We start from the raw sequence: 17738 nt of genomic DNA on the forward strand, positions 1-17738 counted from the left end.
GTCTGTGGACCTGCCCGGTAAAGCACGACGTTGGGGCCATGATCTTCGAGGCTCGCGCCAAAGTGGCTCCGTAAAGCCGCGGAGCCGACCGCCCCAGCCACGACGTACCCCATCTCTGGCATCAGGCGGCTGGTTGCCATGAGCGCGGCACGGGCGCCGGCCGGGCTGGAGCGGGACGGAGGCAGGAGCGCAGGCCCGGCCGGGGGCCGGGCCGCGCGCGGTGAGCGTAGCGAGCCGCCTTGAACCAGTAGAGAAAGTTTGAATCACGGAGGGGGCTGGGGCCGTGTCCGATCCCGGGTGATGCTTGACAGTTCGATCCCAGCTGATGGTTGACGGTGGCCGTGATCGGCTTTTCTGTGCCGGGCTGCCCCGTGGTGTAGAACCCTGAGCATGGGGAGTGAGCGGCGGGAGCGGATGCGGGGGCTTGGTGCGCGTCTTCGGGAACTTCGGGCAGAAGCCGGGTTGACGGGTGCTGCGCTAGCGCAGCGTGCCGGGGTAGGACAGCCGACCGTGTCCAAGGTCGAGACCGGCCGCATGGTTCCGAGCGTTGATGTGCTCGACCGCCTCTCAGGCGCTCTCGGCCTCGACGAGTCGACCGCTCGCGAGGTCCGTGAGCTGCTGCACGCTGTGATGGCGGCTCCTGGTGCCGACCAACAGTCAGAGGGCACAACTGCGGTCGCCGGTAGCACCGTTGATGAAGAGGTGCGGTCCGCGCAGCTGGTGAGGTCGTTCCAGTGCGTTGTACTGCCGGCCCTGCTTCAAACCGCGGAGTACGCCCGGCACGTCTTCGCGAGTGTGCCGAACTCGTCGCCTGATGCCATCGGTCGGGCGGTGGCTGCCCGCGTCGAGCGGCAGAGTGTGTTGTACGAGCCGGGTCGGGAGTCGGTGTTCGTGCTGACCGAGGCCGTGTTGCGTACCTGGCCGGGGACTCCGGCGCTCATGCTCGCCCAGCTCGACCGGCTGCTGGCCGTCGAGAGCCTGGACACGGTGCGGCTCGGGGTCATCCCCTGGCGTCAGTGTGTGCCGATGCTGCCTCGCCACGGGTTCACCCTGTGCGACCAGAGGGCTGTTGTCGTCGAGACCTTCGACCGTGAGCGCGTGTCGGCCGATTCCGCCGAACTGGCCGCATACGAGGAGGCGTTCGCCCGCTTCGAGGAAGCGGCCATCTTCGGCGACGAGGTGCGGGAGCTGCTGTTGCGGTCGATGACGGACTTCCGCAGCTTGGGAGACACCCTCACTCGTTAGAGGAATAATTCCTCTAGATGCCTAGCCCGCCGCTCCGTTGTGGGAATACTCTGCCGTTGCGCTGTCTAGCCCCCTAGACGTAGAGTGAGGGATCTCCCATGCGTACCAAGTGGTGCCGCGCCTTTCCCGGCCTGGCCGAGGAGGTGGGTCATGCTCGACGCTTCGTCGCTGCTCTGCTGGAGGAGCGAGGACCGGTCGACGAGGCGGTCTTGGTCGTCAGTGAGCTCGCGACCAATGCTGTGCGGCATTCGTTGAGTGGCGCGGCCGGCGGCTGGTTCGTTGTGGTCGTCAGCTTCGGCGACGACAGTGACCTCGTGCGCATCGAGGTAGTCGATGTGGGAGGTGAACGCGAGCCTCACCTGCGCGACGTGACGGATCGGGATGAGGGTGGTCGCGGCCTGGCGCTGGTGGCCGCATGCGCCAAGGACTGGGGCATCAAGAGCTGGCCCGACGGGCGGACGGTGTGGGCGGACCTCGTGCGGGAGGGCGTGTGATCGCGCCCGCCTCGACGGTCGTCTCTGGTCGCCTCGCGGGCGGTGACGGGTGAGCCCTAGGGGTGTGCCCGGCAGACGGTCACGGTTCTACGTGGTCGGCGTAAGTACGGGACGCCGTCTCCCGCCCATTCCGTCTAGGGCCCTAGACTCCTGGTTAGTGCTAGGAGGTGAAGTCATGTCGGACGAGTTGCAGCGGATCATGGCGATTGACGATCCGTACCGGCTGTTGCGCGAGGTCACGACCCGGTTGGCTGATGCACAGCAGGAGGTGACCGAGCTGGCTCGCCTTCGTCGACGCGTGGTCCAGGACCTGCACGCGCAAGGGCTGTCATACGCGCAGATCGCCGAGAAGGCTGGCCTGAGCCGCGGGCGCATTCACCAGATCCGGCACACCGGTCCGGCGCCGGAAGGGGCCTTCCTCGGCCGGGGCTCCGTCGTCGTCGCTACGCCGCTGCGGCGTGATGACGAGCACGGGCGGACGGTCGTTGCCATGGACGACGTCAGCTCCGGCAAGCGGCTGGAAGACCTCGCGCGCACATACGGGCTCGAAGTCACCTCCGAGCATGTGTCGGTCGGTGGAGAGATCGACCTCAATCGAGACGGCCTGGTCGTCGTCTGCGGCCCGCGCATGTCCCAGGAGATGTGGGACACCTACGCGCAAGACCCCGTTCTGAGCTGGGAACGCGCGGAAGACGGGCCCTGGACGGTGGTGGACCGGCGCACCGGCACCGTGTACCGGTCGGGCCAGGACAGCGACCCGGCCAGGCCGTACGACGTCGGATACCTCGGCCGGCTGCCGCGCCCGGACGGCAACGGTTCGCTGCTCGCCATCGCCGGCATCCACACTCAGGGCTCTCTCGGCGTCGTGCAGCTGCTCGCCAACGACCTGAACACCCTGTGGGGCCAGGTCGGTGACCGCCGGTTCTCCACGCTCGTCGGCGTCGAGTACGACCCGGAGACCAGCGAACCGCAGTCCGCCGAACTGCTCTGCCCCCTCTACAGGCACGACGAAGAGGCGACGGAGGAAGCGGGGTGAGGTTCGCCCTCGCCACACTGCCCGCCGAACCCGACCGCGAGAACGAGGACTTCGCCGCTGCCGCCCCCTGCGCGGCCGTTGTCCTCGACGGTGCCGGTGTGGGCGGGGCCGAGACCGGGTGCACGCACGGCGTCGCCTGGTTCTCCGCAACCCTGGGCGCTCTGCTGCTGCGCAGCATGACCGCGTGCCCCGCCAGGCCGCTCGCCGACTGCCTCGCCGACTCGATCAGTCTCGTCCGGTCCTTGCATGAGGACAGTTGCGACCTCGCCTACCGGGCCAGTCCCACCAGTACGGTCGTCGCCGCGCGGCTCGGCAGGGGAGTTCTTGAGTACCTCGTTCTCGGTGACTCCTCCCTGGTGCTGGCAGACAGGGAAGGCCCTACGACCGTCGTCACCGACCGGCGCCTGGACGAAGTCGGCAAGCGGCTGCGCGGGGCTGTCGACCAACTGCCCACCGGATCGCCGGAACACACTGCCGCGCTCGCCGAGTACAGGGATGCCCTGACCGGGCTCCGTAACCGGCCGGGCGGCTTCTGGATCGCCGGCCCCAATCCGCGGGCGGCCGAGCATGCCCTGACCGGGACGGTGCCGCTGGACTCGCTGGCATCCGTGACCCTGCTGAGCGACGGCGCCACGCGCCTCGTCGACCGGTTCGAACTCGCAGACTGGCGCGCGGTGTTGTCCGTCCTCGACTCGTCGGGGCCGGATGAGCTGATCCGCCGAGTACGTGAAGCTGAGGCCAGCGACCCTGAGGGGCGACGCTGGCCGCGGGGCAAGGCTCGTGACGATGCGACCGCCCTCCACTGGGCCCTGGGCTGACGCACTCAACTCACGCGAGCGGTGAGGCCGGCGCCAACTCGTATACCCCCCTAGACAGTTCGCGGGTCGGTCGCTTACCTTAGGTGTACACCCCCCTGGACAGTTCAAGCGGGGGCGACCCTCCTTTGTGCTGTCTAGGGGGGTATCCAGTTGGAATGGTGCTCGTCATCAAGGGGCGCCAACGACCCTGTGAGGTACAGAAAATGCGTGTCATCCCCGTGGACACCTCGGCCGCGACGCTGCTCATCACCAAGCTGCCGGAGGTCAAGGTGAGGGACAGGCAGACCGGTGAGGTTGCCGTTGACCCGGTGACCAACCAGCGGCTCATGACGGTGGAGTTGGTGTTCATCGCGGCCGGTGGTTCGGACATGATCAAGGTGACCGTTCCTGAGCAGGGCATCGGTGACGGTCTGGTCATGGGTGCCCCGGTCATCCTGTCCGGTCTGGTCGCCCGGCCCTGGGAGAGCGAGTTCGGGGGGCGGGCCCGGCACGGCATCGCCTACCGTGCCGACGCCGTCATGGTCAACGCCCCGGCTCCGGTTCAGGGTTGATCGCCGTGACCGAGGGATTCCGGGTTCCGCTGTCGATTCTGCTGCCGGTCCTGCTGGTCTTGGGCGTGCTGCTGGTCGTGCGCCGTCGTATGCCGGTCGTGTTCTGGTGGATCATCGGCTATCCGGTCGCCGCGCTGCGGGTGCTCGTGTCGTACCGGGACACCATGGATGCCTGTGGTCTGACGGTTCCTGCCTCGGCCGTCCGTCGGGCCACCGCCCGGATGATCGGACGTCAGGCCGCGCCGGTACCGCCTCGGCGGTCGTTCCCGCTGCCGACCGGGTCCGGTCTCGTGATGCGGCTGCGGATGGCGGCGGGTCAGGCGCCCGAGGACTTCATGGCCTCCGCCGACCGGCTGCGGCACGCCTGGGGCGTCCATGCTGTGTACGTCCGCACCACCAAGCCGGGGCGGCTCGAACTGCGGCTGGTCGGCTGGGACGTGCTCGCCGAGGTCAGGGCGGCCCGGCGTCGGCCGGGGTCCGATCCGCTGTGCCTGCCGCTGGCGCTGCGGGAAGACGGTGAGTGGCACGTGCGGGACTTCCGCACCGTGCCGCACGAACTGATCCTCGGCGCCACGCAGTCCGGCAAGTCCGTCTACCTGCGCAACCTGCTGTGCGGTCTGGCCCGGCAGTCGGTCGTGCTCGTCGGCATCGACTGCAAGTGGGGCGTGGAACTCGCCCCGTTCGCGCCCCGGTTGTCCGCGCTCGCCGATACTCCCGACCGGGCTGACGAACTTCTGGACGTGCTGGTGGACGAGATGGAGGCACGGTTCCGGCTCATCGGGCTGCGTAGTGGTACGGGTAGCGGGGCCGGTTCGGACGCCGTGCTCACCTCGGACGTGTGGGGGCTGCCGGAAGCCGTACGGCCGGTGCCGGTCGTGGTCGTCGTCGACGAAGTGGCTGAACTGTTCCTCGCCGCGAACCGGGACGACGAGAAACGACGAGACGCCATGGTCACCAAGCTCATTCGTCTCGCCCAGCTCGGGCGTGCGGCCGGCATCTACCTGGAGGTGTGCGGGCAGCGTTTCGGCTCCGAACTCGGCAAGGGCGCCACCATGCTCCGGGCCCAGCTGACCGGCCGCGCCTGCCACCGCGTCAACGACGAAGCCTCGGCGAACATGGCACTCGCCGACATCTCCCCGGAGGCGGCCCTCGCCGCTACCGCCATCCCGGCCGAACGCCCCGGCGTCGCCGTCGTCGGTGACTCCTCCGGCGGCTGGTCCCGTGTCCGTGCACCACACTTCACCCTCGCCGAAGCGGCGGCCGTCTGCCGTGACACCGCCGCCCTGATGCCGGACCTGCCCCGGCTCGACTCCTTCCGGCCCGCCGTCGCCGTGGAGTCCGCCGGACCGTCCAATGCCACCGCTGCCATTTCCACCGCTCAGCCGGTGACCGAGTAGCCCCCTCTTCTGCACCCCGGCCGGCGCGACCGTCTCGCGCCACGTCCCTACCCCTCCCATGCCAAAACCGGAAGGAAACTCGATGTTCTGCGAGCACTGCGGTGACGTCGACGGTGATGAAACCGGCGTCGACCACGACGAACGCGACTGCCCCTGGTACGGCATCGACGACAACCCGGTAATCGTCGATGCCGCCGAGCTGGCCGACATCTTGGCCGCCAACGCTGACGGCTCGCCCGCCCTGCGGGCAGCGATCGGCCTCCTGGCCCGTCACGGCCTGTGGATCAAGCGGCTGGCTGAGCGGCCCCGTCTGCTGCTCATCGACTACTCGGGCCCGGTTCCGCAGCCGTACGGGATCGACTGGCGCAAGGTCGCCCAAGCCATGGAATCCAAGCAACTGCCCGCTTCCGGCGGGGAACTGAGCATCCTGGCCCTGGCAGCGTCGCTCGCCGACACCGCGGCCCCTCTCCGGCTCGGTGACGCTGTCAGTGGCCTGGATGCGGCCAACCTCGACCTCGTCCTTCAGGCCGTCGCCACTGCCAACGGCCGCACCCTGACCCGGTGACCACCATGGTCAAGCGCCTGCGGGTCGACGCCGTGATCGTCCAGGCCGTCATCGCGGGTGCCCTGTCCTTCTCCCACCTGCACGACCTCGCCGAAGCGGCCGGGCAGGGCGGCTGGAAGGCGTGGGCCTACCCCGTCAGCGTCGACCTGCTGCTGGTCGCCGCCTGGCGCCGGATGCGGCAGGCACAGCGAGCGGGGCTGGGGGCGGGAGGTCCGCGGCTGTGGTTCCTGGTGGCCCTGACCGCCTCCCTCGGCGCCAACGTCGCCACCGCCGGGCTCCTCGACCTCGACCACGTCCCCGCCTGGCTCCGCGTCATGGTCGCGGGCTGGCCGGCCGTCGCCTTCTTCGGCGGCACGCTCCTCGCCCACACACCACACCACCCCCAGGAAGCGGCAGAGAACCCGGCCCTGTCGACGACCGACCCGCACGACGAATCCCGCTCCACCCCGACCGCCGTCGACATGCCCGACCCGGTTGCGCTCCCCGCCCCCGACCCTGCTCCTGAACCCCCCAACAGCGAACCAACCCCCGTCGCCGACCCGGTGACCGACTCCCCTCCCGCTCGGGCCCCGGCGCCCGTGCCCGCCGTCGCCCTCCCTCCTGCTCTCGTCGACCGCGTCCGTGCCCTCGCCGACGAACACCGCTCGGCCACCGGCCACCCTGCCGACCCCGACGCCGTCCGTGCCCGGCTCGGCCTGCCTCCGTCCATGACCGGGTCCGTCGCCGCTCACCTCTGAGAAGAGACCGCCATGCATCGCCGCTTCCGCAACATCCGCCGTATCGGCCCCGTGAACGTCGCCTCCTTCCTCGAACGCGGCAAGCACCGCCACCTGGCCGCCTGTACCGCGCCCCGGTGCGACTTCTCCGCCGAGTACGACTCCCGCGCCGCCGCCGAACTCGCCGCCCGCACCCACCGCTGCTCGGCCTGACAGGAGACCAACCCCATGGACGTACCGCTCTGGCTCGCCCTCCTCTGCATCGGGGTCTTGGGCGTCAAGCTCATCCGCCCGCCCTGGTGGCTCATCACCGTGCTGCTCCTCGGCGGCTACCTCATCGCCGACAGCCTGCTGGCCCCCGTCATCAACTCCCTTGTCAAGTAACCGAGAAGGAGAGTCGCTCATGCTCCGGCCCAAGATCCCGACCATGCCTCAGCCCACCGGCTTGGTGACACCGCCCGCAGTCATCGAGACGACCCCCGTCACCCCGGCCGCCCTGACCCCGCAACCGGCCCCCGCGCCGTCCCGTCCGGCCGTCCAGCTCACCCCCGGCACCGCGCTCGCCCTCGTCGGCGGCGGCACCGCCGTGGTCCTGGTCGTCGGCGCCGTCCTCGTCTCCATGCTCCTCGCCGTCGCCGTCACGGCCACCTCGACCGCCGTGTGCGCCGTCGTCATCCGCGCTCTCCTCACCCGCCGCGACCGCTGACACGACAACTCCAAGCGCCCGGCCCTACCCACACTGTCTAGCCCCCTCGACAGGCGGATCGGGCGCGCCAGACCTGCGACCCCTGCAAGGAGGAACCCACAGATGCGTCCCCCGGCTCCCCTCGGAGCCATCCGCCACCTGGCCGCCCTCGCCCGCTACGGCGACCTCGGCGCCTACGCCCGGCAGATCCAGCGCCTGGGCGGCTGTGAGCGGCCCGTACGGATGGAGGGCCACCGGCTCGACGTCCACGCCGCAACGGGAGAGATCGTCCGGGAGATCACCGACATCGACCTTCCGGCCGGACAGCTCCTCATCCGCTGCAACAACCGCCGGGCCACCAGATGCGCCGCCTGCGCCGAGGTGTACCGCAAAGACACCTTCCACCTCGTCACCGCCGGACTGAGCGGAGGCAAGGGCATCGGCCCGGCCGTCGCCCAACACCCTCGCGTCTTCGCCACCTTCACCGCCCCATCCTTCGGCCCGGTTCACAACCGTCCCACCGGCGGCTGCTGCCGCTGCGGTCGACTCCACCCCGACGACGACCCTGCACTCGGCACACCCCTGGACCCTGACCGGTACGACTACCGCGCCGCCGTTCTCTGGAACGCCCACGCGGGCGCGCTCTGGGCCCGCTTCACCACCTACCTGCGCCAACAACTCGCCTCCCGCGCGGGCCTCACCCGCACGGAGCTCCGCAACAGCGTCAAGGTCTCCTATGCCAAGGTCGCCGAATACCAGCGGCGCGGCGCCGTCCACTTCCACGCCGTCATCCGCCTCGACGGCCCGGAAGGCGCCGAGGACAACCCACCGCCCTGGGCCACCACCGAACTCCTCACCGACGCCATCCACACGGCGGCTCACCTCGCCGAGACCCTCGGCCCAGACCTCGACGGACGCGCCTACACCTTCCGCTTCGGCAAGCAGCTCGACATCCGCCCCATCCGCTCGGCGGACTTCGTGGGCACCTCGGAGCTATCGAGCCGCGCCGTCGCCGCCTACATCGCGAAGTACGCCACCAAGGGCGCCGAGACCGCTGGCACCCTCGACCGCCCCATCCGCAACCCGATCACCGACCTCATCGGCGCCCAGGTCACCGACCACGCCCGACAACTGATCCTCACCTGCTGGCACCTCGGCGCCCGACCCGAACTCGAAGCCCTGCGCCTGCGCAAGTGGGCCCACATGCTCGGCTTCCGCGGCCACTTCTCCACCAAGTCCCGCGCCTACTCCGTCACCCTCGGCGCCCTCCGCCAGGAACGCGCCGACCACAACGAAGCCCTCACCCGCGCCCGCGCCGCCGAAGCAGGCCACCCCCTGCCCGACCCGGACACCGTCCTCGTTCTCTCGCACTGGCGCTTCGCCGGCACTGGCCTGACTGCTGCTGAGACCTGGTTCGCGACATCGCGTCGGCCCGACGCCACCCCCGACACGGAAGGAGACTCGGCATGGATCGCCGACGAGACGAACTGATGACCGTCCCACAGATCCTCTCCGAGCTGGGTGGAGTCTCCCGCCGCACCTTCTACCGCTGGCGTGAGCTGGGGCAGGCTCCGGAAGCGATCAAGCTTCCGAACGGCGAACTCCGCGTGTGGCGGAGCGACTTCACCGCGTGGCTTCACGGACTCGGGGAGGCGGCGTGAAGTCGCATGACGTGAAGGTGTGGGGCATCCGTAAGCGGCCGTACAAAACGCCGTCCTACGACGTCCGGTGGAAGGTCGCTGATGCTCCGCCGTTCTCGGAGACCTTCCGAACGAAGGCACTCGCCGACAACTTCCGCGCGAAGCTCCTCCGGGCTGCTCAGAAGGGCGAGGCGTTCGACACGGAAACCGGTCTGCCGGACTCCATGGTGCCTGCCAAGGAGTCGCGGACCTGGTACGACTTCGCGCGGGCGTACGTCGCCATGAAGTGGCCGCACGCCGCTCCGAACTCCCGCGACAGTCTCAACGAGACCATGACCCTCGTCACGACGGAACTTCTGGGTGATCGGCCTGGGCGCCCGGCCGACGACATCTTGCGGCGTGCTCTGCGCGGCTGGGCCTTCGTAGTCCAGGCCGGGGACGAGGACGAGGCTCCGGTGGACATCGCGAACGCTCTTCGGTGGGTGACCAAAGCCTCGCTGCCGCTGGCCACGCTCAAGAATCCGGCGGACATCCGTCGCGTCCTCGACTCGCTCAAGCTCAGGCTTTCCGGGGAACCCGCGGCTGCCGAGACGGTGCGGCGCAAGCGGGCAGTCCTCTTCAACGCCCTCGCCTACGCGGTCGAACTGGGGGAGCTGCCCGAGAACCCCGTCACGCTCGTGAAGTGGAAGCTGCCCAAGGTCACCAAGGAAGTAGACCGCCGGGTGGTGGTGAACCCTCAGCAAGCCCGAGACCTCCTCGCCGCTGTTTCGTACGTGGGTGGCTATCGCCGGGCCCGTGGGCGCCGCCTCGTCGCGCTCTTCGCCTGCATGTACTTCGGTGGGCTTCGGCCGGCGGAAGCCGTGGCCCTGCGCCGCCCGGACTGCACGTTGCCGGAAAGGGGGTGGGGTTCTCTGATCCTGGAGAAGACCCGCCCCACCGTTGGAAAGCGCTGGACCGGAACCGGGGAAGTTCACGACAACCGTGGCCTCAAGAACCGCCCCGCGAACGAAACCCGCATCGTCCCAATCCCGCCTCGCCTCGTCCGTATGCTCCTCGCTCACATCGAGGAGTTCGGCACTGCCAAGGACGGGCGGATGTTCGCCAACGAGCGCGGGGGAGTGGTCGCCTCCACCACCTATTGGCGCGTCTGGGACGAGGCTCGACACCTGGCGCTCACGCCGGAGCAGGTGGCCTCGCCGTTGGCCGCTCGGCCGTACGACCTGCGGCACGCTGCGCTCTCCTCCTGGCTCAACGCCGGCGTGGACCCCACCGAGGTCGCGGAACGCGCGGGCAACAGCGTCGAAGTGCTCCTGAGCCGGTACGCCAAGTGCCTCGACGGTCGGCAGGACGTCGCCAATCGGCGGATCGCCGAACTCCTCGGCGAGGATGACGACCAGGAGGACCGGCCCGGCGCCGGGCTCTGATCCACGCACTCCTCACGCACACCTGCGGCATGATGGCCCCTGGACTCCGGTCCGGGGGCCTCGGCGTTTTCCGGGGCTGACCTGCGGATTCCTGGCCTGCGGCCAGTCCACACATAGTCCACAGCGTCCGACATACAGCCGCTCCGAGCGGCATACGGCTGCACAAACACGAAGACCCCGGCCTCAGCGTTTCCGCTGGTGACGGGGTCTTTGGGCACCTCATGCAAGGTGCCCCCGGCAGGATTCGAACCTGCGCACACGGCTCCGGAGGCCGTTGCTCTATCCCCTGAGCTACGGGGGCGTGTCGGGCGCCGTGTTTGGCGGCGACGGGTAGAACCCTACCAGCTCTCTGGGGCAGGTCATGAACGGTTATTGGGGTGTGGGGAGGGGGTGAGCTGGGGGAGGTCGCCCGCAGGGGGCGGAAGTGGGGAAAACCCGGACGCGGCGGTGCGTGCGGACCTACTCTCGAGTTGTGCCAGGCATGTCCGGTCGGGTGCTTGTTGTGGACGACAACAAGGTCATCCGGCAGCTGATCAGGGTCAACCTCGAGCTGGAGGGCTTCGAGGTGGTGACCGCGGCCGACGGTGCCGAGTGTCTGGACGTCGTTCATCAAGTTCGACCCGACGTGATCACTCTCGACGTCGTGATGCCCCGGCTCGACGGTCTCCGTACCGCCGCCCGGCTCCGCAGTGACTCTCGTACCCAGCGGTTGCCCCTCGCCATCGTCAGCGCCTGTACCCGGTACGAGGTTGAAGCCGGGCTCGACGTCGGCGTCGACGCCTTCCTCGCCAAGCCCTTCGAGCCCAACGAACTCGTCGCCCTTGTCAGGCAGTTGGTCGAGCGGGGGGAGTCTGATCCCTCCGTTCAGTTCGGCATTGACACCGGTGCGGGGGTCAACGCCAGCGCTCCCGCCGGCGGCACGAGTGGTGGGGGTGGGGGGAGTGGCGGGGGCGAGGGCGCGGAGTGTGCCGGACGGTCCGGTAGCTGACCGTCGGTTCGGCAGGCCTGGTCTCACTTTCTGCGTCTCGGTCGGCTTGACCGTTTCTTCGTCGGCGCTCGGCCTTGGTTCCCGGTATGGCTCTCGAGTCGACTCACGCCTGGTCCTCCGGCCCGACGGACCTGTGCGGCACGATTCCGGTCCAGTCCCTCCGCGCAGCCGCGTCGCCCGCCCAGCCATCCAGGGTTGTCCACATCCCGGACCACACCGGAAACCTGCTCGCATACCCACCCCCCTCCTCCCATACGCTTGTCCCCGTGACCCCCGTCGAGCTCTCCCGCACCGTGTTGCACGCGGTGCGTCGTGCTGTGGATCGAGGGGAGCTGAGCGTGGCCGTGCCCGCACGGGCGGTTGTCACCCCGCCCGGGCCCGGCGGCAGTGGGGACTACGCCACCAACATCGCCCTGCAGCTGGCCCGGCCCGCCGGGCGGCCGCCACTGCAGGTCGCCGAGATCCTGCGGCCCCACCTCAGCCGAACCGAGGGTGTCGCCGCCGTCGAGATCACCGGGCCCGGGTTCCTCAACATCCACCTCGATCGGAACGCCGTCGCCTCCCTCGTGCGGGACGTCCTCGATCGTCGGGATCACGGCCTGCCCTACGGCCACAGTGACGTCCTCGCCGGGCAGGTTCTCCGGCTGCGCATCCCGTACGACATCCGCGCGGAGGTCGTCGCCGACGCGGTGGGGCGGATCGTCGCCAGCCAGGGGGGCCGCGTCGAGGTCCATCACGTCAGGCCGCATGTCACGACTCCGGGGTTGGAGTCTCATGCGGTGGGCGCGGTGGGCGCGGTGGGCGCGGTGGGCGCAGCAGGTGCGCCAGGGGCGGCGGGTGCGTTGGAGGCGTCCGGCGAATCTCCGTCCCCCGAGTCCGACGCATCCGGCGTATCAGAGGTACACGTCGCCCTCGCCGAGCCTCGGAGGAGTGACGACCTCCCCTCGCCCCAGGGGCGCGCCCTGGAAGAAGCCCGCGTCGCCGACGGGAACGCGGGGCCTCGGACCGCCGACGCCAGCCAGCCGGACCCCAGGTCGGACACGACTCGCCAGGATCGGCAAGGCAACGACCCCGAGCCCATCGACCTCCGGCCCGTCCCCGCGCCCGAGGACCCCGCGCCCCTCGGCCCCGACGCCCTCCGCTGGGCCCTGCTGCATCCCGCCGCCCACGACCGGCCCCGGATCACCGCCGACCTTCTCGTGCAGCGGGCCAGCAACCCCCTCTTTCGCGTCCGTTACGCCCACGCCCGCGCCCGCGCACTCACCCGTAACGCCGCCACCCTCGGCTTCACCGGTGTCCCCGGCCACCTCGACGCCACCGCGTCGGCCGGCCTCGGCCTCGCCACCAGCGCGGTCGCGGCCCGCAGCGACCACAGCGTCCTCGCCGCACCCTTCACGGCCCCGGACGCCCCGGCCTTCACCACCGCGGACGCCGTTTCCGTCTCCGACCCCACCACCCCCCTCCTCACCGCGATCTCCGAGTACCCTCACGTCCTTCTCCGCGCCGCGACCCATCGAACGCCCGATCGTCTCGCCCGGCACCTGGTCGTCACCGCCGACGCCCTGCTGGCCTTCCAGCACACGGTGCTGCCACGCGGCGAAGAGAAACCCTCGGCCGCCCACCGGGCCCGGCTGGCGCTTGCCGAAGCCGCCGGGACGGTGCTGGCCGGCGGCCTGTCCCTGCTCGGCATCGACGCACCCGAATACCTCTGAGCGAGCCAACCGGCCCCGAGCCCTCGGTCCCAAGCCTCCGGGCCCACCCGCCCCAAGCCTCCGGCCCAGGTCAAAAGTCCAGGTCAAAAGCCCAGGGCGAAGGCCCAGGTCAAAAGCCCAAGCCCCCGGCCCCAGCCCACCGGCCCCGAGCCCTGAGGTCAGCCGAAAGCCCAAGGCCCACAGGCCCGAGCCCGAGGCCCAAGCCGAAAGCTGAAGCCGAAAGCCCAAGCCGAAGCCCACGCCTGGTCCACCGGCCCAAGCCCCGGTCCACCGGCCCAAGCCCCGGCCCACCGGCCCAAGCCCCGGCCCACCGGCCCAAGCCGAAGCCCGAGCCCGAAGCCCAAGCCCCCGGCCCAAGCCCGAAGCCCGAGCCCGAAGCCCAAGCCCGAGCCCCAAGCCCAAGCCCGAAGCCCGAGCCCCCAGGCCCCGCGAGCACAGAGTCCCGATAGGTAGAGAGAGTCAGACCAGTCATGAGCCGTTCCGCACACCCCGCCGGGCCCCGTCACGCCGATGTGCTGCCGGAGGGGCATTACAGCGCCCCGCCCGCCGATCTGAACACGCTCGATCCGAAGGTGTGGGCCCAGACCGTCGACCGCGGGGTCGACGGAGTCGTCCGCGTCGGCGGGGTCGACGTGAAGGCGCTCGCCGAAGAGTTCGGCACGCCCGCCTACTTCCTCGACGAGACCGACTTCCGCGCCCGCGCCCGCGCCTGGCGCACCGCGTTCGGGCAGGACGCCGACGTGTTCTACGCCGGCAAGGCGTTCCTGTCGCGCGCGGTCGTGCGCTGGCTGCACGAGGAGGGGCTCAACCTCGACGTCTGCTCCGGCGGCGAGCTCGCCACCGCCCTGTCCGCCGGCATGCCCGCAGACCGCATCGCCTTCCACGGCAACAACAAGTCCACGGAGGAGATCCACCGGGCGGTCGAGGCCGGCGTCGGCCGTATCGTCCTCGACTCCTTCCAGGAGATCGTGCGGGTCGCGCACATCGCCCAGGAGCTCGGCAAGCGGCAGCGCGTGCAGATCCGGGTGACCGTCGGCGTCGAGGCGCACACCCATGAGTTCATCGCCACCGCGCACGAGGACCAGAAGTTCGGCATCCCGCTCGCCGGGGGGCAGGCCGCCGAGGCCGTACGGCGGGCGCTGAAGCTCGACGGGCTGGAGCTCATCGGGATCCACTCGCACATCGGGTCCCAGATCTTCGACACCTCCGGCTTCGAGGTCGCCGCCCACCGCGTCGTCGGGCTGCTCAAGGACATCCGCGACGAGCACGGCGTCGAGCTGCCCGAGATCGACCTCGGCGGCGGTCTCGGTATCGCCTACACCAGCGCCGACGACCCCCGTGAGCCGCACGAGATCGCCAAGGCGCTCACCGAGATCGTCACGCGGGAGTGCGAGGGCGCCCGGCTGCGTACGCCGCGGATCTCCGTCGAGCCGGGGCGGGCCATCGTCGGGCCGACCGCCTTCACGCTCTACGAGGTCGGCACCATCAAGCCGCTGGACGGACTGCGGACCTACGTCTCGGTCGACGGGGGCATGTCGGACAACATCCGGACCGCCCTGTACGACGCCGAGTACAGCGTCGCGCTGGTGTCCCGCACGTCCGACGCCGAGCCGATGCTCGCGCGGGTGGTGGGCAAGCACTGCGAGAGCGGTGACATCGTGGTGAAGGACGCGTTCCTGCCGGCCGACCTGGCACCGGGTGACCTGATCGCCGTGCCGGCGACCGGCGCGTACTGCCGTTCCATGGCGAGCAACTACAACCACGTGCTGCGCCCGCCCGTCGTCGCGGTCAAGGACGGGGAGGCCCGGGTGATCGTCCGGCGGGAGACGGAGGAGGATCTGCTCCGTCTCGACGTCGGGTGACGGGGGAGGGGCTCTGCTGGGCCCTGCTCCGTCTCGACGTCGGGTGACGGGGGAGGGGCTCTGCTGGGCCCTGCTCCGTCTCGACGTCCGGTGACGGAGGAGGGTCTGCTGCGCCTCGACGTCGCGTGACGCAGGCGGAGCTGCTCCGTCTCGACGTCGCGTGACGCGAGTCCGGCCGTGTTCGCGGGCGGTCCGGCCGTGTTCGCGGCGGGGCGGATAATGAATGCCGGGATGCCGGGAATTGCGGGGCCGAAAGATCTCCGTCCCACCGCCCCGCGAAAATGAAATAGATGTCTCACGATCCGGACGAGGGATAGAAACTCCCGTCCGGTGAGTGAGACTGGTTCCACCGTATTCGGTATGAGGAAACGAGGTCGGATGATGCGTACGCGTCCACTGAAGGTGGCGCTGCTGGGCTGTGGGGTTGTCGGCTCAGAGGTGGCGCGCATCATGACGACGCACGCCGACGATCTCGCCGCCCGGATCGGGGCCCCCGTCGAACTCGCGGGTGTGGCCGTCCGCCGGCCCTCCAAGGTCCGTGAGGGCATCGACCCGGCACTCGTCACCACCGACGCCACCGCCCTCGTCAAACGCGGGGACATCGACGTCGTCGTCGAGGTCATCGGCGGTATCGAGCCCGCCCGCTCCCTCATCACCACCGCGATCGAGCACGGCGCCTCCGTGGTCTCCGCCAACAAGGCGCTCCTCGCCCAGGACGGCGCCGCTCTGCACGCGGTCGCCGAGGAGGCGGGCAAGGACCTCTACTACGAGGCTGCCGTCGCCGGCGCCATTCCGCTGATCCGCCCCCTGCGTGAGTCGCTCGCCGGGGACAAGATCAACCGAGTGATGGGCATCGTCAACGGCACCACCAATTTCATCCTCGACAAGATGGATTCCACGGGCGCCGGTTATCAGGAGGCCCTGGACGAGGCCACCGCGCTCGGCTACGCCGAGGCCGACCCGACCGCCGACGTCGAGGGCTTCGACGCCGCCGCCAAGGCCGCGATCCTCGCCGGGATCGCCTTCCACTCGCGGGTACGGCTCGACGACGTCTACCGCGAGGGCATGACCGAGGTCACCGCCGCCGACTTCGCCTCCGCCAAGAACATGGGCTGCACCATCAAACTGCTCGCCATCTGCGAGCGGGCCGCGGACGGTGGCTCCGTCACGGCGCGCGTGCACCCCGCGATGATCCCGCTGACCCACCCGCTGGCCTCGGTACGCGGCGCGTACAACGCCGTGTTCGTGGAGTCGGACGCCGCGGGCCAGCTGATGTTCTACGGCCCCGGAGCGGGCGGCTCGCCCACGGCCTCCGCCGTCCTCGGCGACCTCGTGGCGGTCTGTCGCAACCGGCTCGCGGGCGCCACCGGGCCCGGCGAGTCCGCGTACGCCGCCCTGCGGGTCTCGCCCATGGGCGAGGTCGTCACGCGCTACCACATCAGCCTTGATGTGGCGGACAAACCGGGTGTTCTCGCCCAGGTGGCGACCGTGTTCGCCGAGCACGGGGTGTCGATCGATACCGTTCGCCAGCAGGGCAACAACGGCGAGGCCTCCCTCGTCGTCGTCACCCACCGCGCCTCCGACGCCTCCCTGAACGGGACCGTCGAGGCGCTGCGCAACCTCGACACCGTGCGGGGTGTCGCCAGCATCATGCGGGTTGAAGGAGAGTAACCAGCAATGACCCACCAGTGGCGCGGAATCATCGAGGAGTATCGGGACCGGCTGCCCGTCTCCGACAGCACGCCGGTCGTGACGCTCCGCGAGGGCGGCACGCCCCTCGTCCCCGCGCAGGTGCTCTCCGAGCGCACGGGCTGCGAGGTCCACCTCAAGGTGGAGGGAGCCAACCCCACCGGGTCCTTCAAGGACCGCGGTATGACGATGGCCATCACCCGGGCGAAGGAGGAGGGCGCGAAGGCCGTCATCTGTGCCTCCACGGGCAACACGTCCGCCTCCGCGGCCGCCTACGCCGTCCGCGCGGGCATGGTCTCCGCCGTGCTGGTGCCCCAGGGCAAGATCGCGCTCGGCAAGATGGGCCAGGCCCTGGTGCACGGCGCGAAGATCCTCCAGGTCGACGGCAACTTCGACGACTGCCTCACCCTCGCGCGTGAACTGAGCGACAACTACCCCGTGGCGCTGGTGAATTCCGTCAACCCGGTGCGTATCGAGGGCCAGAAGACCGCCGCCTTCGAGATCGTGGACATGCTCGGCGACGCCCCGGACATCCACGTCCTGCCGGTGGGCAACGCGGGCAACATCACGGCCTACTGGAAGGGCTACAAGGAGTACGCCGCCGACGGCATCGCCGCGCGGACGCCCCGCATGTGGGGCTTCCAGGCCTCCGGATCCGCGCCGATCGTGCGCGGCGAGGTCGTCAAGGACCCCTCGACCATCGCCACCGCGATCCGCATCGGCAACCCCGCGTCCTGGCAGTACGCCCTCGCCGCGAAGGACGAGTCCGGCGGTGCCATCGACGAGGTGACGGACCGTGAGATCCTGCGCGCCTACCGGCTGTTGGCCGCGCAGGAGGGTGTCTTCGTGGAGCCCGCCTCCGCCGCGTCCGTGGCCGGTCTGCTCAAGGCCGCCGAGAACGGCCAGGTCGACCCGG

General features: G+C 70.1%; 19 protein-coding genes and 1 tRNA gene. 19 read left to right on the forward strand and 1 reads right to left on the reverse strand.

Annotation, left to right across the window (positions count from 1 at the left end; genetic code table 11):
* Positions 1 to 390 precede the first annotated feature (390 nt).
* The 14 genes from M8J73_RS32530 (at position 391) to M8J73_RS32595 (ending at position 10571) form a co-directional block, all read left to right on the forward strand.
* On the forward strand, positions 391 to 1245 hold the full coding sequence (locus tag M8J73_RS32530) for a helix-turn-helix domain-containing protein (RefSeq protein WP_079055146.1): 855 nt from the start codon (positions 391 to 393) through the stop codon (positions 1243 to 1245).
* A 98-nt stretch (positions 1246 to 1343) separates the two neighbouring features.
* Positions 1344 to 1739: an ATP-binding protein gene (locus M8J73_RS32535; protein ID WP_055541774.1), complete on the forward strand. Its 396-nt coding sequence runs from the start codon at positions 1344 to 1346 to the stop codon at positions 1737 to 1739.
* Between the two features lie 175 nt (positions 1740 to 1914).
* Entirely contained in the window at positions 1915 to 2775 is an 861-nt protein-coding gene (locus M8J73_RS32540) for a sigma factor-like helix-turn-helix DNA-binding protein (RefSeq protein ID WP_055541773.1), read from the forward strand.
* Positions 2772 to 3593 (forward strand): protein phosphatase 2C domain-containing protein, encoded by an 822-nt coding sequence (locus M8J73_RS32545; RefSeq protein ID WP_055541772.1) that lies wholly within the window; start codon positions 2772 to 2774, stop codon positions 3591 to 3593. The genes M8J73_RS32540 and M8J73_RS32545 overlap by 4 nt, the downstream gene beginning before the upstream one ends.
* A 203-nt stretch (positions 3594 to 3796) precedes the next feature.
* Positions 3797 to 4144: an SCO3933 family regulatory protein gene (locus M8J73_RS32550; protein WP_055517769.1), complete on the forward strand. Its 348-nt coding sequence runs from the start codon at positions 3797 to 3799 to the stop codon at positions 4142 to 4144.
* A 5-nt stretch (positions 4145 to 4149) separates the two neighbouring features.
* Positions 4150 to 5541 carry an FtsK/SpoIIIE domain-containing protein gene (locus M8J73_RS32555; protein WP_492012103.1) on the forward strand — a complete coding sequence of 464 codons (1392 nt, stop codon included), beginning with the start codon at positions 4150 to 4152 and terminating at the stop codon, positions 5539 to 5541.
* A gap of 82 nt (positions 5542 to 5623) precedes the next feature.
* Positions 5624 to 6106 (forward strand): hypothetical protein, encoded by a 483-nt coding sequence (locus tag M8J73_RS32560; protein ID WP_249829422.1) that lies wholly within the window; start codon positions 5624 to 5626, stop codon positions 6104 to 6106.
* Between the two features lie 5 nt (positions 6107 to 6111).
* On the forward strand, positions 6112 to 6843 hold the full coding sequence (locus M8J73_RS32565; protein WP_249829430.1) for a DUF2637 domain-containing protein: 732 nt from the start codon (positions 6112 to 6114) through the stop codon (positions 6841 to 6843).
* Between the two features lie 12 nt (positions 6844 to 6855).
* Positions 6856 to 7035 (forward strand): mobile element transfer protein, encoded by a 180-nt coding sequence (locus M8J73_RS32570; protein ID WP_249829423.1) that lies wholly within the window; start codon positions 6856 to 6858, stop codon positions 7033 to 7035.
* Between the two features lie 15 nt (positions 7036 to 7050).
* Positions 7051 to 7206 (forward strand): hypothetical protein, encoded by a 156-nt coding sequence (locus tag M8J73_RS32575; RefSeq protein ID WP_123541968.1) that lies wholly within the window; start codon positions 7051 to 7053, stop codon positions 7204 to 7206.
* A 19-nt stretch (positions 7207 to 7225) separates the two neighbouring features.
* Complete coding sequence (locus M8J73_RS32580) at positions 7226 to 7528, forward strand: SpdD-like protein (protein ID WP_249829424.1); 303 nt, start codon at positions 7226 to 7228, stop codon at positions 7526 to 7528.
* Between the two features lie 102 nt (positions 7529 to 7630).
* Positions 7631 to 8998: a replication initiator gene (locus M8J73_RS32585; protein ID WP_249829425.1), complete on the forward strand. Its 1368-nt coding sequence runs from the start codon at positions 7631 to 7633 to the stop codon at positions 8996 to 8998.
* Positions 8974 to 9168, forward strand: coding sequence for a helix-turn-helix transcriptional regulator (locus tag M8J73_RS32590; RefSeq protein WP_055541015.1), 195 nt, complete (start codon positions 8974 to 8976; stop codon positions 9166 to 9168). The genes M8J73_RS32585 and M8J73_RS32590 overlap by 25 nt, the downstream gene beginning before the upstream one ends.
* Positions 9165 to 10571, forward strand: a complete 1407-nt coding sequence (locus M8J73_RS32595; RefSeq protein WP_055541016.1) for a tyrosine-type recombinase/integrase — start codon at positions 9165 to 9167, stop codon at positions 10569 to 10571. Before M8J73_RS32590 ends, M8J73_RS32595 begins: the two co-directional genes overlap by 4 nt.
* A gap of 229 nt (positions 10572 to 10800) precedes the next feature.
* On the opposite strand, the gene M8J73_RS32600 is transcribed toward M8J73_RS32595, so the two are convergent.
* Positions 10801 to 10872: transfer RNA gene (locus M8J73_RS32600), tRNA-Arg, on the reverse strand.
* A gap of 192 nt (positions 10873 to 11064) precedes the next feature.
* On the opposite strand from M8J73_RS32600, the gene M8J73_RS32605 reads away from it, so the two are divergent.
* The 5 genes from M8J73_RS32605 to thrC form a co-directional block, all read left to right on the forward strand.
* Entirely contained in the window at positions 11065 to 11559 is a 495-nt protein-coding gene (locus M8J73_RS32605) for a response regulator (RefSeq protein ID WP_249829431.1), read from the forward strand.
* Between the two features lie 266 nt (positions 11560 to 11825).
* Complete coding sequence (gene nrtL / locus M8J73_RS32610; protein ID WP_249829426.1) at positions 11826 to 13271, forward strand: ArgS-related anticodon-binding protein NrtL; 1446 nt, start codon at positions 11826 to 11828, stop codon at positions 13269 to 13271.
* Positions 13272 to 13741: 470 nt separating this feature from the next.
* Positions 13742 to 15133, forward strand: a complete 1392-nt coding sequence (gene lysA / locus M8J73_RS32620; protein ID WP_249829427.1) for a diaminopimelate decarboxylase — start codon at positions 13742 to 13744, stop codon at positions 15131 to 15133.
* Between the two features lie 381 nt (positions 15134 to 15514).
* Positions 15515 to 16804 carry a homoserine dehydrogenase gene (locus tag M8J73_RS32625; RefSeq protein ID WP_055538232.1) on the forward strand — a complete coding sequence of 430 codons (1290 nt, stop codon included), beginning with the start codon at positions 15515 to 15517 and terminating at the stop codon, positions 16802 to 16804.
* A gap of 6 nt (positions 16805 to 16810) precedes the next feature.
* Positions 16811 to 17738: threonine synthase (gene thrC, locus M8J73_RS32630; RefSeq protein WP_249829428.1), on the forward strand; the 928-nt coding region annotated here is incomplete at its 3' end.

The sequence above is a fragment of the Streptomyces neyagawaensis genome, from assembly GCF_023516595.1.
GTDB classification, from domain to species: Bacteria; Actinomycetota; Actinomycetes; order Streptomycetales; family Streptomycetaceae; genus Streptomyces; species Streptomyces neyagawaensis.